Origin of the sequence: Kocuria cellulosilytica (genome assembly GCF_040981245.1) — a bacterium.
In the GTDB taxonomy this organism is placed as follows: domain Bacteria; phylum Actinomycetota; class Actinomycetes; order Actinomycetales; family Micrococcaceae; genus Kocuria; species Kocuria cellulosilytica.
Window position 1 is genome coordinate 491,843 of the sequence record NZ_JAVFWZ010000001.1, and the last position, 22,885, is coordinate 514,727.

Genomic DNA, 22,885 nt, shown 5'->3' on the forward strand with positions numbered 1-22,885 from the left:
ATCGCACACCGTGGGAGAGGATGGGAGGGCGCTCCCTGTGCCTTGTCCGTACCCGTCTTCCCGAAGGAGAGCTCCATGAGCAACCCGTATCAGCAGCAGCCCGAGGACCCCCGCGGCGGCCCGCCGCAGTACCAGGCGTCCGGCGACCAGTACGGAGCCGGCCAGTACGGCGGCGGCCAGTACGGCGGCGGGCGCCCCGGCACCGCCCCGCCCGAGGTCGAGCGGCTCCTGACCCTGACCCTCGTCTCGGCCGCGATCTACCTGGTCAACCAGGTGCTGGGGCTGATCACGACCTCGAGCGCGGACATGTCCGCCACGTACGAGCAGTCGGGCCTGACCCCGGAACAGATCGCCCAGACCCAGAGCGTGGGGGTGATCTTCTCCGTGGTCGTCATCGTGGTCGCCCTGGCCCTCTACGCCCTGGTCTACGTGTTCCTCAAGAAGGGCAAGAACTGGGCGCGCGTGCTGGGCATCGTCCTGGCGATCCTCAGCACGCTCGGGGTGCTCCTCGGGCTGCTGACGACCGCCATGGTCGGTCTCAGCGGCACGGGGATCATCGGGGCGGTCCTCGGGCTGCTGCTGGTCGTGGTCAACGTGCTGTGGCTCGTCACCGCGTTCAAGGCCCCGGTCAAGCACTGGTTCGCGCCGCCGCGCATGGCCTGATCCGCCCCGGCGCCGCCGGGCGCCCCGCAGTGCCCACCGGAACGCCGCCCGGCCCTCGGGGCCGGGCGGCGTTGCGCCGTGGTGGGATCCCGGGCCGGCGTCAGCGGCCCTGCCCGATGACGCGGTCGCGGCCGGCGAGGAGGGCGACGGCGCACAGCGCCACCATGAGTCCCGCCATGAGCAGCAGCGGCGGTTCCCACCGCCCTCCGGCGTCGTAGAGGGCGCCGAAGACGGCGGGGGCGATCGCCGCCAGCGCGTAGCCCACCGACTGGGCCATCCCGGACAGCGCCGCCGCCTGGCGGTGGTCGGCGGAGCGGAGGCTGAACAGGGACAGCGCGACGACGATGAGGCTGCCGCAGCCGATCGACCCGAGCACGATCCACAGCAGCGTCAGCTCCGGCGCGGCGGCCAGCCCCACGAAGGTGGCCAGGGCCAGGGCGCCGCCCGCGAAGGCCACCGGCCGCTGGTCGCCGAGCCGGTGCATCAGCGTCCCGGTGCCCAGGCTGGAGCCCATCCCGATCAGCAGGAACAGTGCCATGTGCGTGCCGGCGGCGGCCGCCGGGACGCCGTGGCTGCGCTCGATGCTCGGCAGCCACGCCATGAGCACGTAGAACGCCACCGACTGCAGGCCCATGAACAGGGTGACCTGCCAGCCCAGCGCCGACCGCCACGGGGACCGGTAGGGGCCCGCCTCCGCCACGGGGGCGCCGGTCCCGGGGGGATCTGACCGCAGGCCGGGGGAGAGCACCACCAGGGCCGCGACGGCGAGCACCGCCCACACCCCCAGGGCCAGGCGCCACCCGGCCGGACCGGCGTGGGCGATCGGGACCACCAGGGCGGAGCCGGCCGCGGCCACCGCGCCCTGGATCGAGGTGTACACGCCGGTCACCTGGCTCACGCGCAGGGGGAACTCCCGCTTCACCAGCGAGGGCAGCAGCACGTTGAGGAACGCGATGCCGATCCCGATCACCGCGGTGCCCACCCACACGGCGCCCTCGACCGGTGCGGAGCGGCCGCCGATCCCCGCCGCGAGCAGCAGCAGCGACAGCCACAGGGCCCGGTCCAGGCCCGTCCGGGCGGCCACGGCGGGGGCCACGGGGGAGAACAGGGCGAACATGGCCAGCGGCAGCCCGGTCAGCAGCCCGGCCTGGCCCGCCGAGATGCCGAGGTCGCGGCTGATCTCCTCGAGCAGCGGCCCCACGGTCACGAAGCCGACGCGCAGGTTCACGGCGATCAGCACCACGCCGAGGAAGCCGAAGCCGAGACGGGCCCGCCGGCCCGTGGCCGATGATGCGTTGGTGAGCACGGCACACCCTTTCCGGAGGACAGGACGGAGGATCTCCGGACAGCGTAGACGGGGCGGCGCGCCCTCCGGCGCGCCGCCCCGTTCCACCCGCTCCCGCGACGCTGCCGCAGGAGCCCTGGAGTCAGCCGAGGATGAGGTTGAGCACGAACAGCAGGGGGATGGAACCAGCCCAGACCGCGGTGGTGATGCCGGACCAGCCGCGCAGCGCGTCCAGGCCCTGCAGGCCCGTGAAGCGGGTGACCACCCAGAAGTAGGAGTCGTTGAAGTAGCTGAAGCACATCGAGCCGGCGGTGCACGCCAGGACGGCGACCACGGGGTCGATGCCCAGGCTGCCCACCAGCGGGGCGGTCACGGAGGCCGCGGTGATCATCGCGACCGTGCCGGAGCCCTGGGCGATGCGCACGAGGGTGGCGATGAGGAACGGGACCAGGAAGGCCGGGAGCGGCGTCGCGGCCACGGCCTCGGCGAGGGCGTCGCCCACGCCGGAGGTGCGCAGCACCTGGCCGAACGCGCCGCCGGCGCCGGTGATCAGCAGGATCAGACCGGCCGAGGCCGCCGCCTCGGCGAACCAGCCGTGCGCCTTGTTCCGCGGGCTCCACCGGGGCAGGAGCACGTAGAGGGCCAGGATCATGCCGATGACCAGGGCGACCACGGGGTTGCCGACGACGGCGAAGGGCACGGCCCAGGCGGAGGGCTCGTACTCGTCCCCGCCGATCACGCCCTGGGCGTTCTGGTCGATGGCGCCGGTGACCGTGTTGGTGATGATCAGCAGCAGGGGAACGAGCAGCGGCAGGGACGCGGTGAACGCGCCGACCCGGTGCGGCGCGGCGCCCTCCGGCGGCCGGCCGAGATCCACCGACGGGTCGGCGGCGGGGGGCTGCCCCGCCTCGGCGTCGAGGCCGTCCCGGGGTCCGTCGTCGAGGGCCGTGCCCGCGGCGCCGCCGCCGACGCCGGCGGTCGCAACGGTGCCGTAGACGGCCTCGCGCACGTGCTCCTCCACCTTCGGCTCGAGCGTGGGACCGATCCACCGGGCGTAGAAGACCACGATCGGCAGCAGGAGCACGGTGAACACCAGGCCGGTGAGGATGACCGCGCCGAGGTCCGCGCCGAGGATGCCGGTCACGGCCAGTGGGCCGGGCGTGGGCGGGACGAGGTGGTGGGTGAGCGTCATCCCGCAGCCCAGCGCGAGGGCGAGAGTCACGTAGCCGGCCCGCTCGACGCGGGCGATCGAGCGGGCGAGCGGGTTCATGATCACGTAGCCGGAGTCGCAGAACACCGGAATGGACACCAGAGCGCCCACGCTGCCCATGGCCCACGGTTCCCGGCCCTTGCCGAAGGCGCGCAGAAAGGCGTGCGCCAGGGAGTTGGCGGCGCCGGAGACCTCGAGGATCTTGCCGATCCCGACGCCGAGGCCGATGACGATGCCGATCGAGGCGAGGGTGTTGCCGAAACCGGTGGTGATGGCGTCGACGATGTCGAGCGGTGCCTGACCGGCGACGGCGCCGGTCAGCAGGGCCGCGATGAGCAGCGCCACGAACGCGTCGAGCCGGGTGCGCAGCACCAGGACGATGATGGTGGCGATGCCCAGCACGAGTGCCAGGAGTAGTTGCAGATCCACGGTGTACGGCTCCTCGGGGACGTGGGACGGCCGTGTGTGCGGCCCGGACGCGGGAATTGACGAGATCGGCGCTGCATGTGAGGCTAGTCACACATATGACGTCTGACAAGAGGCAGGTACGCGCCGTGAACCCTGACCCCGACGTGCGCACCGTCCCGCCCGCGGGAACCGCTGTGGGACGCCGCGCCGATGGCTAGGAAGTCCCTGGTCGAGGCGGTCGCGGAGGAGCTGCTCGAGCGCATCCTCCAGGGCGAGGTGGGTCCGCACGAGGCGCTGCCCCCCGAGGCCGAGATCGCCCGGGAGTCCGACGTCAGCCGGCTCACCGTGCGCGAGGCCCTCAAGGCCCTCCAGGCGCAGAACATCGTCTACGTCCGGCGCGGGCTCGGGACCTACGTGAACCCGCCCGAGGCGTGGACGGGCCTCGAAGCGATCCTCAAGGCCGCCTCCCGGGGCACGGCCTCCCACCAGGTGGCGCTGCGGCTGCTGGAGGTCCGGCGCATGGTGGAGACCGGCTCCGCGGCGCTGGCCGCCGTGCACGTCACCCCGGAGGACCTCGCCGCGATGGAGGACGCCATTGAGGATCTCGAGCGCGCGCACGGGACGGGGGACCTGGACGAGGTCACCCGTGCCGACATGGCCTTCCATGACGCCGTGCTGCGGAGCTCGGGCAATCCGTTCGTCCCGGTGCTGCTGGCCCAGCTCTCCCAGCTGCTCTACGTCGAGCGCCGGGCGACCTCCGCGTTCCCCGAGGTCCAGCGGCACGCCATCGAGCACCACCGGCTGGTCCTGGCGGCCATCGGCACCCGGGACCCCGAGACGGCGCGCAAGGCCATGGAGGCCCACATCGACCAGACCTACGCCGACTACGAGCACTACATCGGCCACGGGGCCGCCGCGGGCGGCCCCGACCCGGCGCAGGGCCGGGAACCCGGACACGCTCTCAACAGCACAGGAGACGACTGACATGACCGAGACCACCGCCTTCCCCGCCGAGCGCACCGCCGTGCTCACCGGCGCCGCCTCCGAGCGCGGCATCGGCCGCGCCACCGCGGACCTGCTCGCGAGCCAGGGCTGGAGCGTCGCCATCCTCGACATCGACGGCGACGCCGCCGCCGAGGCCGCGCGCGAGATCACCGACCGGCACGGGGTGCAGGCGCTCGGGCTGCGCACGGACGTCTCCGACGACGGCTCCGTGGACGAGTCCGTGGCCCGCGTCGAGGCCGAGCTCCCCCCGATCGTGGCCCTGGTGAACTGCGCCGGGATCAGCTCGCCCACCGACTTCATGGACGAGACCCGCGAGACCTGGGACCGGGTCTTCGCCATCAACATGACCGGCACGTTCATGGTCACCCAGCGGGTGCTGGCCGGGATGATCGAGCGGAAGCTGGGCCGCGTGGTCAGCATCTCCTCGATCTCCGCCCAGCGCGGCGGCGGCACCTACTCCAAGTCCGCCTACAGCGCCTCCAAGGCCGCGATCATCGGCTTCACCCGCGCGGTGGCGCGTGAGATGGGCGAGCACGGGATCACCGTGAACTGCATCGCCCCCGGCCCCGTGGACACCGACATCATGGGCGGCACCCTGAGCGACGAGCGCAAGGCCGACATGTCCAAGGACATCCTCGTCGGCCGCGTGGGCACCGTGCGGGACATGGCCGCGCTGCTGGCGTTCCTCGTCGGCGAGGACGCCGGGTTCATCACCGCCGCGACCTACGACATCAACGGCGGGCTGCAGATCTCCTGAGCCGCATCCCGGCAGCCGGGCGGGACCCCCGGGGTCCCGTCCGGCCCCGTGCCCGCGCCCGCAGGGCGAGCACGGGCGCCCGGCTCAGGGCGCGCCGGTCCAGGCGCGGTCGCCCACGAACTCGTCCGGGTGGTGGTGCACGAAGGCGGCGCCGTCGGGGCCGAGGGACTCGGCGCTGCGCTGGAGCGAGGAGGCCCGGGCGAGGGAGCCCCAGTGCCCCGTCTCCAGGCGCTCGTCCATGGCCTCGACGGCGGCGACGTCCTCGGCGACGGTGAACGAGCAGTGCCCCTCCCGGTCCACGAACGCCTGCCGGAGCAGGGACTGCTCGCCGGCCCGGCGGACCGTCTCGGCGTACTCCTCCTGGTACTCGACGGGGGCCAGGAGGTCGACCAGGGTGTGGGTGGCCAGCACGGGCACCTGCAGCTCACCGGTGGGGGTGGAGGTCCGCAGCATCCACTCCAGGCCGTCCTCGTCCGGGGCGATGTCGGCGTTGCGGGTCAGCGTCCCGAGGTCCTCGGCGAGGTCGAGGCCGGCGAGCCGGTACAGGTGCCGGACCTGGTGGCGCTGGTCGGAGGACCGCAGCACCCGGGCGTAGTCGACCCCGGCGGTCCAGCCGCTGTCGCCGCCGGCGGCCTCGAGGATGGTGTGCCGGCGCTCGATGACGGTCGGCAGGGTCTGCAGGACCAGATCGGCCTGCGCGGCCGCGAGGGCCTCCGGGTCCTCGGTGTCCACGCCGTCCAGCTCCGTGGGGGTGTGCAGCAGGGCCGCCACCAGGGCGATGCGGGCCCTGCCCTCCGCGGAGCCGCGGGCCTCCTCGAGGGCCGCGCGCAGCGCGGCGATGGTCGCGTCCGACTGGCCCGGGGCGGTGAACCCGGTCAGCTGCACGTCCTGACCGGGCAGCAGCAGCTCGGTCGCGGCGTGGGCGGCGTCCAGCTGGTAGTTGTTCAGGGCCACGCCGCCGCCGACGAGCCCGCAGGTGCTCACCGCGCCGTCGATGCCGGCTCCCGGCACCTCCGCCATCAGGCTGGTGACGAGCCCGCCCATGGAGCGGCCCACGGCGATGACCCGGTCCGCCTCGCCGAAGCGCTGCTCGAAGGCGGCGAGGGTGTCCAGCTGGTCCTGGACGGCCGTCTCCAGCGCCCACCCGGTCCCGGCGTAGGACGACGACGCGACGGCGTAGCCGCGGCCGATCAGTTCCTGCGCCGTCGGTGCGAACCCGGCGTCCCAGGCGGGGTTCGCGGGCCCGGGGCGGAAGCCGTGGGCGAAGAGGACGACCTTGCCGTTCCAGTCCGCCGGCACCTCCGCCCGCCAGGCGGCGCCGCTGTCGAGCGTTCCGGTGGCCACGGTCGTCGGCGCCTGGGCCACCGCGGCCGGGGCGGCGTCGGCCGCGCTCGACGCGGCCGCGCTCGGGGCGGCCACGGCGGGCAGGGCGCCGGCGGCGGTGGCGAGTGCCGTGGCCAGGGCGGCGGCCGGGACGAGGGCGGTGCGGTGGGACAGGGCGGAACGGGCCACGGGATGCCTCCAAAAGTGAACAGTTCAGTTAGTGAACTGATCCTGTGCCCGGTGGCGGGGTGTGTCAAGGGTCACAGGGCACGGAGGGGTGCGTCCGGCTCGCGCCGTCAGAAGGCGAGCCGGCGCAGCAGGCGCGCCAGGTCCTCCCGGTCCTGCGGCGGGAGGGCGGCGAGGGACGTCTCGGTGGCGCGGTCGACGGCGGCCTTGGCGCGCGCGTAGAGCTCCCGGCCCGGGCCGGTGGGGACCACGGTCTTGGAGCGGCGGTCCCGCGGATCCGTCCGGCGCTCCACCAGGCCGCGCCGCTCCAGCTCGTCGAGGATGGCCACGGTCTGGCTGGGTCTCATCCGCAGCAGGTCGCCGAGCTCGCGCTGCGTCGGCCCCGTGCCGCTGCAGGCCACCGCCAGGATCGAGTAGCTGCGGACCTTCAGCCCGAGCGGCGCGAGCCCCTGGTTGGCCGTCGAGGAGCCCAGTGCCGCCGCCCGGGCCATCAGGAAGACCGGCTCCTGGGCCAGGTCGATCCCCGCCAGCCGGGCGAGACCGTCGGGCGCGGGCTCGGGGTGGTCCGCGGTGGGGCTGGAGGTCATCGGGGCGGCTCGCTTTCACGGGTGGATCCGGACCATCCTACGAGCTGGAGCCGCCCCGGACGGGCCCTCCCGGGGCGGGGGTCACCAGCGGGGGTGGACGTCCTCCCGGAAGAAGGCGTCGTAGATCCTGCGGACCCCGGCGTCGATCTCACGGCCCAGGTCCCCGGTGTCCGCCGCGGAGGCGTTGGCGCGGACCTGCTCCACGCTGCGCGCCCCGGGGATCACGGTGCTCACGCCGTCCTGGGCGATGATCCACGCGAGCGCGGCCTGGGCCGTGCTCACCCCGTCCGGGAGCAGCCCGGCGAACTCGCGGACGGCCTCGAGGCCGCGCTCGAAGTCCACCCCGGAGAAGGTCTCCCCGACGTCGAAGGCCTCACCTCCGCGGTTGTAGCTGCGGTGGTCGTCCGCGGCGAACCGGGTGTCCGGGGTGTACTTCCCGGACAGCAGCCCGGAGGCCAGCGGCACCCGGGCGATGATCCCCACCCCGGCCTCCTGCGCGGCCGGGAGCACGGCGTCCAGCGGCTTGAGCCGGAAGGCGTTGAGGATGATCTGGACGGTGGCGGTGCTGCCGCGGGCGATGGCCGCGAGCGCCTCGTCGGTGCGCTCCACGCTGACGCCGTAGTGGCGGACGGCGCCCTCCTCGACCAGGGTGTCCAGGGCGTCGTAGACCTCCTGGTCGCTGTAGACCGGCGTGGGCGGGCAGTGCAGCTGGACCAGGTCGAGGGTGTCGGTGCCCAGGTTCCGGCGCGAGCGGTCCACCCACTGCCGGAAGTTCGCGAGCGTGTAGTTCTCCGGGACCTGGTCCGCGCGGCGGCCCATCTTCGTGGCCACGGTGATGTCCAGATCGGGCCGCTCGCGCAGGAACGCGCCGATGGTCTGCTCGCTGCGGCCGTCGCCGTAGACGTCGGCGGTGTCGAAGAACGTCACCCCCGACTCCACGGCGGCCTCCAGCACGGCGGTGGCCTCGGCGGGATCGACGTCCCCCCAGTCCGCGCCCAGCTGCCACGTGCCCAGGCCCACGGTGGAGACCTTCCGTCCGGTCCTGCCGAGTGTGCGTCGTTCCATGCGTCGAATCCCGTTCCGCGATCGGTGAAGGGTCTCCCGGGAGCCGGGGGACGGCGTCCCGCGGATCCGGGGTCGCCGGGGACCACCATGCGGTGTGCCGTGCCCACCGCGCAAGCACCGGCGGGGGGCGGGGCCCTCCGCCGGCCGTCACTGGGTCCCCCCGGTGCCGTGCAGTACCGTTCTGGCCATGACCGTCGAGGGTGGTGGGAGTTCCGCACGGCCCCCGCGCGCCCCGAACATCCGGGACGTGGCCCGTGCGGCCGGGGTCTCCCACCAGACCGTCTCCCGGGTGATCAACGGGCACCCCGCGCTGCGGGACTCCACCCGGCAGCGGGTGCTGCAGGCCATGGAGGAGCTGCGCTTCCGGCCCAACCGGGCGGCCCGCGCCCTGGTCACGAGCGAGTCCAGGACCATCGGCGCCCTGGTCTCCTCGGGCGCCGAGTACGGCCCGTCGGCCAGCCTCCGGGCGGTCGAGACGGCCGCCGACGAGGCCGGCTACGTCGTGGAGACCGCCCACATCGACCACGCGGACCGCGCCTCCGTCGAGGCGGCTCTGGACCGCATGGTCGCACACGCGGTGGAGGGGCTGGTGATCCTCGCGCCGCAGTCGCGCACGCTGGAGGTGATCGAGCAACTGTCCATCCGGATCCCGTTCGTCACCGTGCACTCGCTGCACAGCGAGGACCACCGGATGTCGGTCGACCAGCTGGCCGGCGCCCGGCTGGCCACCCGTCACCTCCTGGAGCTGGGGCACCGCCGTGTGGTCCACGTCCCCGGCCCCGAGGGCTGGGTCGAGACGGACGCCCGGCGCCAGGGCTGCCTCGAGGAGATGGCCGCCTGGGGGCTCGAGCCCGTGGTGGTCCCCGCCGGCGCGTGGACGGCGGACTCCGGCTACCGGGCCGGGCTCGAGCTGCGCCGGAGCCGGGAGCTCGGCGCGGTCTTCTGCGGCAACGACCACATCGCGCTCGGCCTCGTCCACGCCCTCGCCGAGGCCGGGCTGGACGTGCCCGGGGACGTCAGCGTGGTGGGCTTCGACGACGTCCCCGAGGCCGCTCACTTCCTGCCGCCGCTGACCACGGTGCGCCAGGACTTCCCCGAGCTGGGCCGGCGGTGCATCGCGGTCCTGCTCGCCCAGCTCCGCGGGGAGCAGCCGGTCCGGCCGGGGGACGTGGAGCCCGTGCTCGTAATGCGCAGCTCCACGGCGGCGCCCGCGAGCGGCTCCGGCCGAAGCCGGTAGACGACGGACGCGGCCGTTACCAAACCGTTACCAAGTGAGGTGGGACACATGCTCCCGCCCTGCGGTAGGTTGGCCCGAACATCAAATGTGACCGTTCACATTCCGAGTCGGCCGGGCCCCCAGGGCCTCTCCGCCGGAGCGTGCGGCTCGAACGACAACGAGGTCCTCCGTGAGCCAGACCAGCCCAGATCCCACGTACGTCATCGGCGTCGACTACGGCACCCTGTCGGGGCGGGCCGTCGTCGTGCGGGTGCACGACGGCGCCGAGATGGGCTCCGCGGTGCACGAGTACCGGCACGGCGTGATGGACACCGTGCTCGCCGCCACGGGGGAGCCGCTGCCGCCCGAGTGGGCGCTCCAGGTGCCCTCGGACTACGTGGACGTCCTGCGGCAGGCGGTGCCCGCCGCGGTGCGGGCGGCCGGCGTGGACCCGCGCGCCGTGGTGGGCGTGGGCACCGACTTCACCGCGTGCACCATGGTCCCCGTCCGGGCCGACGGCACGCCCCTCAACGAGCTCCCCGGTCTGGCGGGCCGTCCGCACGCCTACGTGAAGCTGTGGCGCCACCACGCCGCGCAGGGCCAGGCCGACCGCATCAACGAGCTCGCGGCCCGGCGCGGGGAGCGCTGGCTGGCCCGCTACGGCGGCCTGATCTCGAGCGAGTGGGAGTTCGCCAAGGGCCTGCAGCTGCTCGAGGAGGACCCCGAGCTCTACCACCTGATGGACCACTGGGTGGAGGCCGCCGACTGGATCGTGTGGCAGCTGACGGGCACCTACGTGCGCAACGCGTGCTCCGCCGGGTACAAGGGCATCCTGCAGGACGGCGAGTACCCGGACCGCGAGTTCCTGGGCTCCCTGAACCCCGGGTTCGCCGGGTTCGCGCAGGACAAGGTCGAGCACCCGATCGGGGCCCTCGGCACCGCCGCGGGCACGCTCAGCGCACAGGCCGCCGAGTGGACGGGCCTGCCCGCCGGGATCGCCGTGGCGGTGGGCAACGTCGACGCGCACGTGAGCGCCCCCGCCGCCCGGGCCACCGCGCCGGGGCAGATGGTGGCGATCATGGGCACCTCCACCTGCCACGTCATGAGCTCCGGCACCCTGCGCGAGGTCCCCGGGATGTGCGGCGTGGTGGACGGCGGGGTCATCGACGGGCTCTACGGCTACGAGGCCGGGCAGTCCGGGGTGGGCGACATCTTCGGCTGGTTCGCGGCCCACTTCGTGCCGGGGCAGCTCCAGGAGGAGGCCGCCGAGCGCGGGCTCAGCGTGCACGAGCTGCTCACCGAGCAGGCGAGCCGCGAACCGGTGGGCGCCCACGGCCTCCTGGCCCTGGACTGGCAGTCCGGCAACCGGTCCGTGCTCGTGGACCACGAGCTCTCCGGGCTGCTCGTGGGCCTCACCCTGGCCACCCGCCCGCACGAGGTGTACCGCGCCCTGCTGGAGGCCACCGCCTTCGGGACCCGCACGATCGTCGAGGCCTTCGCCGCCTCCGGGATCCCCGTCACCGAGTTCGTGGCGGCCGGCGGGCTGATCAAGAACTCGTTCCTCATGCAGATCTACGCGGACGTGCTCGGCATGCCGATCTCGGTGATCGGCAGCGACCAGGGCCCGGCCCTGGGCTCCGCCATCCACGCGGCCGTGGCCGCCGGCGCCTATCCGGACGTCCGGGCGGCCGCCGCGGCGATGGGCCGGCTCGAGCGCGCCGCCTACACCCCGGATCCCGCGCGCACCGAGGCCTACACCGTGCTCTACGAGGAGTACACCGCGCTGCACGACCACTTCGGCCGCGGCGGCAGCGACGTCATGCGCCGGCTCAAGGCGCTCCGGCGCAACGCCCGCTCCACCCAGGAGGTCCCCGCATGAGCACCCTGACGCCCGAGCTCGAGGAGCGCGTCGCCCGCGTCCGGCGCGAGGTCGCGGACCTGCACGCCGAACTGGTCCGCTACGGGCTGGTGGTCTGGACGGCCGGCAACGTCTCCGGGCGGGTGCCGGGCACCGACCTCTTCGTGATCAAGCCCAGCGGCGTGAGCTACGACGAGCTCGGCCCGGAGAACCAGATCCTGTGCGACCTGGACGGCCGGGTGGTCCCCGGGACCCCCGGCGCGGAACGCTCGCCGTCCAGCGACACCGCCGCCCACGCCTACGTCTACCGGCACATGCCGGAGGTCGGGGGAGTGGTCCACACCCACTCGCCCTACGCCACCGCCTGGGCGGCGCGCGGCGAGGCGGTCCCCTGCGTCCTGACCGCCATGGCGGACGAGTTCGGCGGGGAGATCCCCGTGGGCCCCTTCGCCGTCATCGGCGACGACTCGATCGGGCGCGGCATCGTGGAGACCCTCTCCGGGCACCGCTCCCGCGCGGTGCTCATGCGCAACCACGGTCCCTTCACGATCGGCAAGGACGCCCGCGACGCCGTCAAGGCCGCCGCCATGCTCGAGGACGTGGCGCGCACCGTCCACCTGTCCCGCCAGCTGGGCGAGCCGCTGCCCATCGAGCCCGTCCACGTCGACTCCCTGTTCGACCGGTACCAGAACGTCTACGGCCAGCAGCCCGCCGCCGTCCCCACGACCCCAGGAGCGCACTCCCTTGAGCCCTCTCAGCACCACTCTTGAGCCCTACGAGGTCTGGTTCCTCACCGGCAGCCAGGACCTCTACGGCGAGGAGACGCTCCGCCAGGTGGCCGAGCAGTCCCGCGCGATCGTCGGGATGCTCGACGACGCCGGCCTGCCGGTCCGGGTGGTCCTGAGGCCCACCCTCAAGGACGCCGCCTCGATCCGCCGCACCGCGCTGGAGGCCAACGCCGAGGACCACGTGATCGGCGTGATCGCGTGGATGCACACCTTCAGCCCGGCCAAGATGTGGATCACCGGCCTGGACGCGCTGCGCAAGCCGCTGTTGCACCTGCACACCCAGATCAACGTCGAGCTGCCCTGGGGCGAGATCGACTTCGACTTCATGAACCTCAACCAGGCCGCGCACGGGGACCGGGAGTTCGGCTACATCCAGACCCGGCTCGACGTCCCGCGCAAGACCGTGGTGGGGCACGCCTCGACCCCCGAGGTCACCGGGCAGATCGCCGCCTGGCAGCGCGCGTGCGCCGGCCGCGCGGCGGTCCAGGGCCTCAGGGTGGCCCGGTTCGGCGACAACATGCGCAACGTCGCCGTGACCGAGGGCGACAAGACCGAGGCCGAGCTGCAGTTCGGCGTCTCCGTGAACACCTGGGGGGTCAACGACCTCGTGGCCGTGGTGGACGCCCAGCCCGAGGAGCGGGTCGACGAGCTCGTCGCCGAGTACGAGGAGCTCTACGACGTGGCCCCCGAGCTGCGCCGCGGCGGTGCCCGCCACGAGTCCCTGCGCTGCGGGGCCCGGCAGGAGCTCGGGATGCTCGAGTTCCTGGAGGCGGGCGGCTTCGGGGCCTTCACCACGAACTTCGAGGACCTCGGCGGGCTGCGGCAGCTGCCGGGCCTCGCCGTGCAGCGGCTCATGGCCCGGGGCTACGGCTTCGGGGCCGAGGGCGACTGGAAGACGGCCCTGCTGGTGCGGGCGGCCAAGGTGATGGGCGCCGGGCTGCCCGGGGGAGCGTCCCTCATGGAGGACTACACCTACCACCTGGTCCCGGGCGAGGAGAAGATCCTCGGCGCCCACATGCTGGAGATCTGCCCGAGCCTCACCACGGCGCGGCCCTCCCTCGAGGTGCACCCGCTGGGCATCGGGGGGCGGGAGGACCCCGTGCGCCTGGTCTTCGACACCGACGCCGGTCCCGGGGTGGTCGTGGCGATGTCCGACCTGCGGGACCGCTTCCGGCTCACCGCCAACACCGTGGACGTGGTGCCCCCGGACGCACCGCTCCCGCACCTGCCGGTGGCCCGGGCCGTCTGGAAGCCGCACCCTGACCTCGCGACCTCGGCCGCGGCCTGGCTCACCGCCGGCGCCGCGCACCACACGGTGCTCACCACCGCGGTGGGCGCCGACGTGATCCAGGACTTCGCCGAGATGACCCGGACCGAGCTGCTCGTCATCGACGGCTCCACCACCCTGCGGGAGTTCCAGCGCGAGGTGCGGTGGAACGCGGCGTACCACCGGCTCGCCCAGAGGCTCTGACCGCCCGGGCCGGGACCGGCACGAACGCCGGGACCGGCACGGACACGACGAGCGGCACGGACACGACGACCAGCACGGACAGGACCACCATTCGGGCAGTGCGGCCCGGACCGACGAAAGGCACGACCATGACCCTGAAGAAGACCCTCACCGGCGTGACCGCCCTGACCCTGGCACTGGGCCTCACGGCCTGCGGCGGCAGCCGCGGCGCCGGCGCGGACGAGGGCTCGAACGAGGGCGCCCGGATCGGCGTGGCGATGCCCACGCAGCAGTCCGAGCGCTGGATCGCCGACGGCGAGAACGTCAAGGCCCAGCTCGAGGAGCTCGGCTACGAGGTGGACCTGCAGTACGCCAACGACGACATCCCCACGCAGATCTCCCAGATCGAGAACATGATCAACGGCGGGGCCGAGGCCCTGGTGATCGCCTCGATCGACGGCACCACGCTGACCAGCGTGCTCGACACGGCGGAGACCCAGGAGATCCCCGTGATCGCCTACGACCGCCTCATCAACGAGTCGGACACCGTGGACTACTACACGACCTTCGACAACTACGAGGTGGGCGTGCAGCAGGGCACGTCGCTGCTCACCGGTCTCGGGGTCCTCGACGAGAACGGCGAGCCGACCGGCGAGAAGGGCCCGTTCAACGTGGAGCTCTTCGCCGGCAGCCCCGACGACAACAACGCGACGTTCTTCTGGAACGGCGCGATGGACACCCTCCAGCCCTACCTGGACGACGGCACGCTCAACGTCCCCAGCGGCCAGACGGAGTTCGAGCAGGCCGCCATCCTCCGCTGGCTGCCGGACACCGCCCAGGACCGGATGGAGGACCTCATCACGGTCGGCGGCGGCGACCAGCTCGACGGCGTGCTCTCCCCCTACGACGGCCTCTCGATCGGCATCATCTCCGCGCTGCGCTCCGGCGGCTACTCCAAGGAGGAGCTGCCCGTGGTGACCGGCCAGGACGCGGAGGTCGGATCCGTCCGGTCCATCATCAACGACGAGCAGTACTCCACGATCTTCAAGGACGTCCGTGAGCTCGGCGAGCGCGCCGTGCTGATGGTCGACTCCCTGATGAAGGGCGAGGAGCCCGAGGTCAACGACGAGGAGACCTACGACAACGGCGTGAAGGTGGTCCCGGCCTACCTGCTCGAGTCGCAGATCGTCACGAAGGACAACTACGAGGAGGTCCTCGTGGACAGCGGCTACTACGAGGCGTCCGAGCTCGAGTGAGCACGACCGGCCGGGCGGCCCGCACCGCCCGGCCGGTCCGACCCACCACCCACCACCCAGCTCGAGACGAGGAGGCCCGCATGAGCGAGCACGTGCTGGAGATGCGCCGGATCAGCAAGTCCTTCCCCGGCGTCAAGGCGCTGCAGGACGTCACCCTGGCCGTCGCCCGCGGCGAGGTCCACGCGATCTGCGGGGAGAACGGCGCCGGCAAGTCCACCCTGATGAAGGTGCTGTCGGGCGTCTACCCGCACGGCAGCTACGAGGGGGACATCGTCCTGGAGGGCGGCACGGTCTCCTTCCGGGACATCAAGGACAGCGAGCGCAGCGGTGTGGTCATCATCCACCAGGAGCTCGCGCTGTCCCCGTTCCTGTCCGTCGCCGAGAACATCTTCCTCGGCAACGAGCGCGCCACCCGCGGGGTCATCGACTGGAACGAGACCAATGCCCGGGCCGCCGACCTGCTCCGGCGCGTGGGCCTCGACGTCAACCCCGGCGTGCCGGCCGGGGACATCGGGGTGGGCAAGCAGCAGCTCGTGGAGATCGCCAAGGCGCTCTCCAAGGACGTGAAGCTGCTCATCCTCGACGAGCCCACGGCCGCCCTGAACGACGAGGACTCCGCGCACCTGCTGGGCCTCGTCCGCGGACTGCGCCAGGAGGGCATCACCTGCATCATCATCAGCCACAAGCTCAACGAGATCCGGTCGATCGCCGACTCCGTGACGATCCTGCGCGACGGGCAGACCATCGAGACCCTCAGCCTCCACGACGGGTCCGTCACCGAGGACCGGATCATCAAGGGGATGGTGGGCCGGGAGCTCAAGAACCGGTACCCGGAACGGGTCCCCGAGATCGGCGCGGAGGTGCTCCGCGTCGAGGACTGGACCGTGCACCACCCCCGGGAGCACTCGCGGGTCGTGGTGGACGGGGCGAACCTGTCCGTGCGGGCGGGCGAGATCGTCGGGATCGCCGGGCTCATGGGGGCCGGACGGACCGAGCTGGCCATGAGCATCTTCGGGCGCAGCTACGGGGCCGGCATCACCGGGCGGATGTACAAGAACGGCGAGGAGATCACGGCACGGACCGTCAGCGAGGCGATCCGGCACGGCATCGCCTACGCCACGGAGGACCGCAAGCGCTACGGGCTCAACCTCATCGACGACATCAAGCGGAACATCTCCTCGGCGGCCCTGGGCAAGCTCACGTCCGCGGGCTGGGTGAACGGCGGGCGCGAGACGCTGGTGGCGCAGGAGTACCGGACCAGCATGAACATCAAGGCGCCCTCGGTCTCCTCGATCACCGGGAAGCTCTCCGGCGGCAACCAGCAGAAGGTCGTGCTGTCCAAGTGGATGTTCGCCGACCCCGACGTGCTCATCCTCGACGAGCCGACCCGCGGCATCGACGTGGGCGCGAAGTACGAGATCTACACGATCATCAACGAGCTGGCCGCACAGGGCAAAGCGGTGCTGGTCATCTCCTCCGAGCTGCCGGAGCTGCTCGGGATCTGCGACCGGATCTACACGCTCGCCGAAGGCCGGATCACCGCCGAGGTCCCCATCGCCGAGGCCACCCCCGAACGACTCATGCAGCACATGACCAAGGAAAAGGACTGACCCATGGTTTCCACCCTCGTCGACGAGGACCGGGCCCTCGACAGCAGGAGCCCCCAGAAGGGCCCCGCCGTGGCCGAGGCCGGCCGGTTCCTCATGAGCAGGCTCCGCCAGATCGGCATCTTCCTAGCCCTGCTGGTGATCGTGACGCTGTTCCAGGCCCTGACGGGCGGCGCGCTGCTCCAACCGGACAACGTCTACAACATCATCGTCCAGAACAGCTACATCCTGCTGCTGGCGATCGGCATGGTCATGATCATCGTGGCCGGGCACATCGACCTCTCGGTCGGCTCGGTGGCCGCCTTCGTGGGCGCCATGTCCGGGATCATGATCCGGGACTGGAGCCTGCCGTGGTGGGTGGCCCTCGTGGCCTCCCTCGCGGTCGGCGCGCTCGTCGGGGCCTGGCAGGGCTTCTGGGTGGCCTACATCGGGATCCCCGCCTTCATCGTGACCCTCGCCGGCATGCTCGTCTTCCGCGGCCTGACGCAGATCGTGCTCGAGAACCAGCGAATCACCGGGTTCCCGCCGGAGTACCGCCAGCTCGGCGGCGGCTCCCTCTTCCCGGGGCTGTTCCCGCCGGCGACCAACATCCTGGACTGGACCACGGTGGGCCTCGGCCTGATCGCCGTGGCGCTGCTCGTCGTGAGCCAGCTGCGGGGCCGGGCCACCCGCGCGAAGCTCGCCCTGGAGGACGAGCCGCGCGCCTGGTTCCTCACGCGCCTGGTCTTCGGCGTCGTCGTCATCCTCGCCCTCACCCTGCTGCTGGCCAGCTCCCGCGGCGGGACGCCGATCGTGCTCGTGGTCCTCGGCGTCCTGGTGATCGCCTACAGCGCCGTCATGAACCGCACGGTGTTCGGCCGCCACGTCTACGCCCGCGGCGGCAACCTCCAGGCCGCCCAGCTGTCCGGCGTCAACACCAAGCGCGTCGACTTCCTGCTGTTCGTCAACATGGGCGTGCTGGCCGCGCTGGCCGGCCTGGTGTTCACCGGCCGCCTGAACTCCGCGGGACCGGGCGCCGGCAACCTGTTCGAGCTGGACGCGATCGCCGCGGCCTTCATCGGCGGCGCCGCCGTGACCGGCGGCGTGGGCACGATCATCGGCGCCATCACGGGCGGCCTGATCATGGGCGTGCTCAACAACGGGATGTCGCTCATGGGCGTGGGGATCGACTACCAGCAGTTCATCAAGGGCCTGGTGCTGCTGCTCGCGGTCGGGTTCGACGTGTTCAACAAGCGGCGCGCCTCGAACGCCCTGAAATGACCGCTCCGCGGTCCGCCGGGAGGCGGCCCGCGGAGCGGGAGGTCACCGTCCCCACCCTCTCGGCCCCCGGCGGACCCGCCGGGGGCCGCCGTGCGGACCCTGCACCTGCCGGGCCCTTCCGCGCGCACCGGATGGCGCCTCGTGCTCTAGCGGCCGCCGGCCTTCTTCTCGCGCCGCTTCGCCATGATGCGGCCGAAGACCGCGCTGCCGACCATGAAGAGGATCTTGCGCATGCTGGTGCTCCTTCTGCTGGATGGACTGCCTGGACGACGTGCTCGGTCCACGCTACGGCCTGTGCCGGCAAAAGGTAAGTCAGCTGAGAACTTCTCCGCCCCTCCCCGCGGTGGGCGCCGCGGTGGCCCGCCCGGGCGGCAGTACTCCCGGGGATGGAGGCCGGAAGTACATCCGGGGGTGGATTCGCAGCGCGGGACGGCCTGCCACGCTGTGGGCATGCCGAGAGCTCGACGGGGCGGTCGGACCGCCCCGGCTCGAACCGGCAGAGACCACATCCTCTGGAGGAGGGAACTGTCATGTCCCACAGCGCGATGCGATGGCGGAACGCCCGATCCGCCGCCGCCGTCTCCCTGATCGCCGCGATCCTGGCCGCCCTGGCCATCGTCTTCGTCGGCACCACGGTGACCGCGGCACCGGCTCAGGCCCTGTGCGTCGGCCCCGACACCATCTCGGGCACCTGGCGCAACACCGATCCGAACACCCGGTCCGTCACCCGGGTGAACGTCAACTGGGGGTGCGCGGACCAGGTGCTGTGCCCGGTCGGCGGCAGCTGCGTCACCCCCGGGGGCTCCGTCCGGGTGTACGGCAAGTGCCACCCGACCGACTGCGACTGGGGAACGCGGACGATCTACGTGCAGAAGGACGGCTGGCGCAAGGCCACCTACCACCACAGCTGGGCGACCAAGCACGTGTGGCTCAAGCCCTACACGTACTCCGGGCGCGAGTACCTGAGGGTGTGGGTGCACACCGACTTCACCCCGGCGGACGGACGGAAGGACTACACGTCCGACCAGTGGATGCGGAAGTAGGTCCTCCGCGCGGTGATCGGGAGGCGCGACCGCGCCTCCCGATCACCGTGTCGGGGGCCGCGGTCACGTCCGTCCCGCCCGCAGGTGCGCCAGGACCGCCGCGCCGACCTCCCCGGGCCGCTCCTCGGCGAGGAAGTGGCCCGCGTCCACGGCCCGGCCCTCGGCCCGCGGGAAATGCCGCCGCCACATCGCGAGCGGGTCCTCCCGGGCGCCGACCCGGCCCCGGGCGCCCCACAGGACGAGGGCGGGCAGGTCCCGCTGCTCGTGCTCGTCCGCCTCGTCGATCGCCACGTCGGGGCCGGCGGCCGCGCGGTAGTCGCGGCACCAGGCGTCGACGACGGCGGGGTCCCGGGCCGCCTCCTCGTAGGCGGCGACCGCGGCCGGGTCGAAGGGCACCGGGGTGCCGCTGAGCCCCTGGAGCGTCCGGCGCACGAAGTACGCGGGGTCGTGGCCGATCAGGGTCTGCGGCAGCCCCTCGCCCTGGGCGAGGAAGGACCAGTGGTAGTACTGCCGGGCCAGCCACGCGTCCATCGACCGCCACACCTCCAGGGTGGGCAGGATGTCGAGCAGCGCCACGGAGGCCACCGCACCGGGGGCGTCGAACGCCATCCGGTGGGCGGTCCGGGCGCCGCGGTCGTGCCCGACGACGGCGAACCGGTCGTGGCCCAGCGCCCGCATGAGCTGCACCTGGTCGGCGGCCATCGCCCGGAAGGTGTAGTCCTCGCTGCTCGTGCGGGAGCGGCCGTAGCCGCGCAGGTCGGCCGCGACCACCGTGAACTCCTCCGCCAGCACAGGGGCGAGGAGGTGCCACATGGCGTGGGTCTGCGGGAAGCCGTGCAGCAGGAGCACGGGCGGGCCCTCGCCGCCCGTGCGGGCATGGACAGTGCCGTCGGCCACGGGGACGTCATAGGTGGTGAAGCCGGGGAACACGGTTCCTCCCGGGGATCGGGGTCGGGATCATGCTCGGACTCGGGTCGGTGCAGGGAACGGGAACGGGACGGGCCGCGCGGGGCCGGGACTGGAATGTGGGCCCCGCGGCGTTGTACGTGATGTGGTGGGACGCACACATCCCAGACAACACCAGCGAGGAACCGGGAGAAACCCCATGAACCACGCCCCGACACAGTTCGCCGGCCCCGCCGCCGCGGCCGGCCACGACGCGAGCTCGCGGGAGCTCGCGGAGACCGCCGAGCGGTACACCGCCCGCACGTACTCCCCGCTGGACGTGGTGGTGGCCCGGGCCCAGGGCTCGACCGTCACGGACGTGGAGGGCCGGGAGTACCTCGACTTCCTCGCAGGCTACTCGGCACTGAACTTCGGCCACGGCCACCCGGCGGTCCTCCGTGCGGCGCGGGCCCAGCTGGAGCGCGTGACGCTGACCAGCCGAGCGGTGCACAACGACCAGCTCGGCCCCTTCGCCCGGGAGCTGTGCACGCTGCTCGGCCAGGACATGATGCTGCCGATGAACACCGGCGCCGAGGCCGTGGAGTCGGCGATCAAGGTCGCCCGGAAGTGGGGCTACGAGCGCAAGGGGGTGGCCCCGGACCGGGCGCAGATCGTCGTGGCGGCGGGGAACTTCCACGGCCGCACCACCACGGTCATCAGCTTCTCCGACGACGACGACGCGCACCGCAACTACGGCCCCTACACGCCGGGCTTCGTGACCGTCCCGTTCGGGGACCTCGCCGCCCTCGAGGCGGCCGTCACCGAGGACACGGTGGCGGTGCTGCTGGAGCCCATCCAGGGCGAGGCCGGCGTGATCGTGCCGCCGCCGGGGTATCTGCAGGGCGTGCGGCGGTGCACGGCCGAGCGCGGCGTCCTGCTCGTCGCGGACGAGATCCAGTCGGGGCTGGGCCGCACCGGCCGGACGCTGGCGTGCGAGCACGAGGGCGTCGAGGCGGACCTCTACCTGCTGGGCAAGGCCCTGGGCGGGGGCGTCCTGCCGGTGTCCGCGGTCGTGGGCCGCGCGGACGTCCTCTCCGTGCTGCGGCCCGGCCAGCACGGCAGCACGTTCGGCGGGAACCCGCTGGCCGGCGCCGTCGGCCGCGCCGTCGTCGCCCTCCTCGCCACCGGGGAGCCCCAGGAGCGGGCCCGGGCCATGGGGGAGAAGCTGCACGCCGGCCTGGCGGAGCTGGTGCCGCTGGGCCTGTCCGAGGTGCGCGGGCGCGGGCTGTGGGCCGGGATCGACATCGATCCGCGGCTCGGCACCGGCCGGGAGTGCTGCGAGCGGCTGGCGGCCCACGGGGTCCTCGCCAAGGACACCCACGGCTCCACCATCCGGCTCAGCCCGCCGCTGGTGATCACCGACCGGGAGCTGGAGCGCGGACTGGCCGCCCTCGCGGACGTGCTGCGGGAGATGGTGCGCGGCTGAGCCGCCCCTGGCCCACCCCCGGCCCGGCTCAGCTCGCCCCGGCGGGCGCCTCCCCGTGGGCCAGCGCGGACTCGATGCTGCCGGCGAGCTGCGCCGGGGCGGTCTTCGGGGCGAAGCGGCGGATCACCCGCCCGTCCCGGCCCACGAGGAACTTGGTGAAGTTCCACTTGACGGCGTCGCCCATGATCCCGCCCTTCTCCTCGCGCAGCCACGCCCAGAGCGGGTGGGCGCCGGGGCCGTTGACGTCGACCTTCTCGAACATCGGGAACGTGACCCCGTAGTTGCGGCTGCAGAACTCGGCGATCTCCTCCTCCGTGCCCGGCTCCTGGCCCCCGAACTGGTCGCAGGGGAAGCCCAGGACCACGAGACCGTCCTGCCGGAAGTCCCGCCACAGCTGCTCGAGCCCCTCGTACTGCGGCGTGAACCCGCACTCGCTCGCGGTGTTGACCACGAGCACCACCTTCCCGGCGTACTCGGACAGCGGCTGCTCGCGCCCGTCGAGGGTCCTGGCGGTGAAGTCGTGCAGCGTGGTCATCGGGGGCCTCCGGGTCGGTCGAGGACAGATGTTCTGCCCCCATTCTGCCGCCCTGACCGCCCGCCCGGACCCCCGCCCAGGACGCCGAGATTGCGGCTGACGGCTACGCAACCCCGCGCGGTGGCCGACAACCGCAACCTCGCGGGTCAGGGCTGGGGGCTCGCGGGTCAGGGCTGCGGGCCCTTCATGCGGGCCAGGAAGCGGAACCGGTCCCCGCGGAACACCGACCGGGTCCACTCCACGGGCGAGTCGTCCGACGTGAGCCCGAGCCGGTGGATCAGCAGCAGGGGCGCCCCCATCTCGATGCCCAGGAGCCGGACGTCCTCCGGGCCGGCGAGCCGGGTCTCCACGGTGTCCTCCGCCGCGACGATGTCGATGCCGTAGTCCTCCCGCAGCGCCGTGTACAGGGACCCGGTCCGGTCCAGGTGCTCCGCGAGGTCGGGCAGCGGTCCGGTGAGCAGGGCGATCTCGTGCGCCAGGGGCTCGCCGTTGATGAACCGGATCCGCTCGACCCGCGCCAGCTCGGTGCCGGCGGGCACGCGGAGGCGGGCCGCGGCGTCGTCATCGGCGGCCGTGCGGCTCACGTCGAGGACCCTCGAGGAGCTCGCGAGGTCCTGGGCGGCCGCGTCGTCGCTGAACGAGGTCAGCTGGCGCACGTAGGTGAACCGCGGTGGGGCCACGAAGGTCCCCCGTCCCTGGGCCCGGCCCAGCACCCCCTCCGCCACGAGCTCGCCGATGGCCTGCCGGACCGTGGTCCGGGAGGTGGCGTACTGCTCGGCGAGCGCGCGCTCGGTGGGGATGAGCGTGCCGGGGGCCGCGTCCCGCACGAGCGCCCGGAGCTGCTCCTTGAGCAGGTAGTACTTCGGGACGGTCCGCGGCTCCGCGCTCATCGGACCAGCATATCGGCCGCCCCGTCCGGGCCACCGGGGCCCGTCTGCCCGGCTGTGACCATTGACACACAAATTGGTCTAGTCCAAGCTGGGGGCAACGAAGGCAGTGACGATCGCGAACA

The 22,885-nt window shown here is 72.8% G+C and carries 20 protein-coding genes; 12 read left to right on the forward strand and 8 right to left on the reverse strand.

Translation table 11 applies throughout. The annotated features are described in order from the left end of the window. The first annotated feature begins 75 nt into the window (after positions 1-75). The gene (locus RCG67_RS02270; protein WP_368824659.1) at positions 76-663 is read left to right on the forward strand and encodes a hypothetical protein; all 588 of its coding nucleotides are present in this window, start codon (positions 76-78) and stop codon (positions 661-663) included. Between the two features lie 100 nt (positions 664-763). Here the strand turns inward: RCG67_RS02270 and RCG67_RS02275 are convergent, their stop codons facing one another. Continuing rightward, a complete protein-coding gene (locus RCG67_RS02275) occupies positions 764-1,969 on the reverse strand; it encodes a CynX/NimT family MFS transporter (protein WP_368824660.1) in 1,206 nt (401 codons plus the stop codon). Between the two features lie 121 nt (positions 1,970-2,090). After that, positions 2,091-3,587, reverse strand: coding sequence for a GntP family permease (locus tag RCG67_RS02280; RefSeq protein ID WP_368824661.1), 1,497 nt, complete (start codon positions 3,585-3,587; stop codon positions 2,091-2,093). 189 nt (positions 3,588-3,776) lie between these two features. On the opposite strand from RCG67_RS02280, the gene RCG67_RS02285 reads away from it, so the two are divergent. Beyond that, positions 3,777-4,550 (forward strand): FadR/GntR family transcriptional regulator, encoded by a 774-nt coding sequence (locus RCG67_RS02285; RefSeq protein WP_368824662.1) that lies wholly within the window; start codon positions 3,777-3,779, stop codon positions 4,548-4,550. 1 nt (position 4,551) lies between these two features. Next, positions 4,552-5,328 carry an SDR family NAD(P)-dependent oxidoreductase gene (locus RCG67_RS02290; RefSeq protein ID WP_368824663.1) on the forward strand — a complete coding sequence of 259 codons (777 nt, stop codon included), beginning with the start codon at positions 4,552-4,554 and terminating at the stop codon, positions 5,326-5,328. Between the two features lie 84 nt (positions 5,329-5,412). Here RCG67_RS02290 and RCG67_RS02295 read toward each other — a convergent pair whose 3' ends face one another. From RCG67_RS02295 to RCG67_RS02305, 3 genes are all read right to left on the reverse strand, one after another. Beyond that, complete coding sequence (locus tag RCG67_RS02295) at positions 5,413-6,840, reverse strand: alpha/beta hydrolase family protein (protein ID WP_368824664.1); 1,428 nt, start codon at positions 6,838-6,840, stop codon at positions 5,413-5,415. Positions 6,841-6,947: 107 nt separating this feature from the next. After that, positions 6,948-7,424: a MarR family winged helix-turn-helix transcriptional regulator gene (locus tag RCG67_RS02300; protein ID WP_368824665.1), complete on the reverse strand. Its 477-nt coding sequence runs from the start codon at positions 7,422-7,424 to the stop codon at positions 6,948-6,950. Positions 7,425-7,505: 81 nt separating this feature from the next. Further along, entirely contained in the window at positions 7,506-8,489 is a 984-nt protein-coding gene (locus RCG67_RS02305) for an aldo/keto reductase (protein ID WP_368824666.1), read from the reverse strand. A gap of 187 nt (positions 8,490-8,676) precedes the next feature. Between RCG67_RS02305 and RCG67_RS02310 the strand changes: the two genes are divergently transcribed. The 8 genes from RCG67_RS02310 to RCG67_RS02345 all read left to right on the forward strand — a co-directional run bounded on the left by RCG67_RS02310 (position 8,677) and on the right by RCG67_RS02345 (position 18,967). Next, positions 8,677-9,726: a LacI family DNA-binding transcriptional regulator gene (locus RCG67_RS02310; RefSeq protein WP_368824667.1), complete on the forward strand. Its 1,050-nt coding sequence runs from the start codon at positions 8,677-8,679 to the stop codon at positions 9,724-9,726. Positions 9,727-9,895: 169 nt separating this feature from the next. Beyond that, a complete protein-coding gene (gene araB / locus RCG67_RS02315; RefSeq protein WP_368824668.1) occupies positions 9,896-11,584 on the forward strand; it encodes a ribulokinase in 1,689 nt (562 codons plus the stop codon). Beyond that, positions 11,581-12,333, forward strand: a complete 753-nt coding sequence (locus RCG67_RS02320; protein ID WP_368824669.1) for an L-ribulose-5-phosphate 4-epimerase — start codon at positions 11,581-11,583, stop codon at positions 12,331-12,333. The genes araB and RCG67_RS02320 overlap by 4 nt, the downstream gene beginning before the upstream one ends. After that, positions 12,308-13,822: an L-arabinose isomerase gene (gene araA / locus RCG67_RS02325; RefSeq protein WP_368824670.1), complete on the forward strand. Its 1,515-nt coding sequence runs from the start codon at positions 12,308-12,310 to the stop codon at positions 13,820-13,822. Before RCG67_RS02320 ends, araA begins: the two co-directional genes overlap by 26 nt. Positions 13,823-13,950: 128 nt before the next feature. Beyond that, positions 13,951-15,057 carry a multiple monosaccharide ABC transporter substrate-binding protein gene (gene chvE, locus RCG67_RS02330; protein ID WP_368824671.1) on the forward strand — a complete coding sequence of 369 codons (1,107 nt, stop codon included), beginning with the start codon at positions 13,951-13,953 and terminating at the stop codon, positions 15,055-15,057. 80 nt (positions 15,058-15,137) lie between these two features. Continuing rightward, a complete protein-coding gene (mmsA, locus tag RCG67_RS02335) occupies positions 15,138-16,667 on the forward strand; it encodes a multiple monosaccharide ABC transporter ATP-binding protein (RefSeq protein WP_368824672.1) in 1,530 nt (509 codons plus the stop codon). A 93-nt stretch (positions 16,668-16,760) separates the two neighbouring features. Beyond that, entirely contained in the window at positions 16,761-17,924 is a 1,164-nt protein-coding gene (mmsB, locus tag RCG67_RS02340) for a multiple monosaccharide ABC transporter permease (RefSeq protein ID WP_368824717.1), read from the forward strand. A gap of 530 nt (positions 17,925-18,454) precedes the next feature. Next, the gene (locus RCG67_RS02345) at positions 18,455-18,967 is read left to right on the forward strand and encodes a hypothetical protein (protein WP_368824673.1); all 513 of its coding nucleotides are present in this window, start codon (positions 18,455-18,457) and stop codon (positions 18,965-18,967) included. 63 nt (positions 18,968-19,030) lie between these two features. Here RCG67_RS02345 and RCG67_RS02350 read toward each other — a convergent pair whose 3' ends face one another. Next, the gene (locus RCG67_RS02350; RefSeq protein ID WP_368824674.1) at positions 19,031-19,897 is read right to left on the reverse strand and encodes an alpha/beta fold hydrolase; all 867 of its coding nucleotides are present in this window, start codon (positions 19,895-19,897) and stop codon (positions 19,031-19,033) included. A 175-nt stretch (positions 19,898-20,072) separates the two neighbouring features. On the opposite strand from RCG67_RS02350, the gene rocD reads away from it, so the two are divergent. Then, complete coding sequence (rocD, locus tag RCG67_RS02355; RefSeq protein ID WP_368824675.1) at positions 20,073-21,338, forward strand: ornithine--oxo-acid transaminase; 1,266 nt, start codon at positions 20,073-20,075, stop codon at positions 21,336-21,338. A gap of 28 nt (positions 21,339-21,366) precedes the next feature. On the opposite strand, the gene RCG67_RS02360 is transcribed toward rocD, so the two are convergent. Further along, entirely contained in the window at positions 21,367-21,873 is a 507-nt protein-coding gene (locus RCG67_RS02360) for a glutathione peroxidase (RefSeq protein ID WP_368824676.1), read from the reverse strand. Positions 21,874-22,040: 167 nt separating this feature from the next. After that, positions 22,041-22,763, reverse strand: coding sequence for a GntR family transcriptional regulator (locus tag RCG67_RS02365; RefSeq protein ID WP_368824677.1), 723 nt, complete (start codon positions 22,761-22,763; stop codon positions 22,041-22,043). Between the last annotated feature and the right edge of the window lie 122 nt (positions 22,764-22,885).

What these genes read in the sequence shown, in the direction of transcription:
- RCG67_RS02345 (WP_368824673.1), top strand. Translation starts at nt 18,455, where the DNA reads ATGTCCCACAGCGCGATGCGATGGCGGAACGCCCGATCCGCCGCCGCC.
- mmsB (WP_368824717.1), top strand. Translation starts at nt 16,761, where the DNA reads ATGAGCAGGCTCCGCCAGATCGGCATCTTCCTAGCCCTGCTGGTGATC.
- RCG67_RS02290 (WP_368824663.1), top strand. Translation starts at nt 4,552, where the DNA reads ATGACCGAGACCACCGCCTTCCCCGCCGAGCGCACCGCCGTGCTCACC.
- mmsA (WP_368824672.1), top strand. Translation starts at nt 15,138, where the DNA reads ATGAGCGAGCACGTGCTGGAGATGCGCCGGATCAGCAAGTCCTTCCCC.
- chvE (WP_368824671.1), top strand. Translation starts at nt 13,951, where the DNA reads ATGACCCTGAAGAAGACCCTCACCGGCGTGACCGCCCTGACCCTGGCA.
- RCG67_RS02310 (WP_368824667.1), top strand. Translation starts at nt 8,677, where the DNA reads ATGACCGTCGAGGGTGGTGGGAGTTCCGCACGGCCCCCGCGCGCCCCG.
- RCG67_RS02320 (WP_368824669.1), top strand. Translation starts at nt 11,581, where the DNA reads ATGAGCACCCTGACGCCCGAGCTCGAGGAGCGCGTCGCCCGCGTCCGG.
- RCG67_RS02365 (WP_368824677.1), bottom strand. Translation starts at nt 22,763, where the DNA reads ATGAGCGCGGAGCCGCGGACCGTCCCGAAGTACTACCTGCTCAAGGAG.
- RCG67_RS02285 (WP_368824662.1), top strand. Translation starts at nt 3,777, where the DNA reads ATGGCTAGGAAGTCCCTGGTCGAGGCGGTCGCGGAGGAGCTGCTCGAG.
- RCG67_RS02270 (WP_368824659.1), top strand. Translation starts at nt 76, where the DNA reads ATGAGCAACCCGTATCAGCAGCAGCCCGAGGACCCCCGCGGCGGCCCG.
- RCG67_RS02300 (WP_368824665.1), bottom strand. Translation starts at nt 7,424, where the DNA reads ATGACCTCCAGCCCCACCGCGGACCACCCCGAGCCCGCGCCCGACGGT.
- RCG67_RS02305 (WP_368824666.1), bottom strand. Translation starts at nt 8,489, where the DNA reads ATGGAACGACGCACACTCGGCAGGACCGGACGGAAGGTCTCCACCGTG.
- rocD (WP_368824675.1), top strand. Translation starts at nt 20,073, where the DNA reads ATGAACCACGCCCCGACACAGTTCGCCGGCCCCGCCGCCGCGGCCGGC.
- RCG67_RS02360 (WP_368824676.1), bottom strand. Translation starts at nt 21,873, where the DNA reads ATGACCACGCTGCACGACTTCACCGCCAGGACCCTCGACGGGCGCGAG.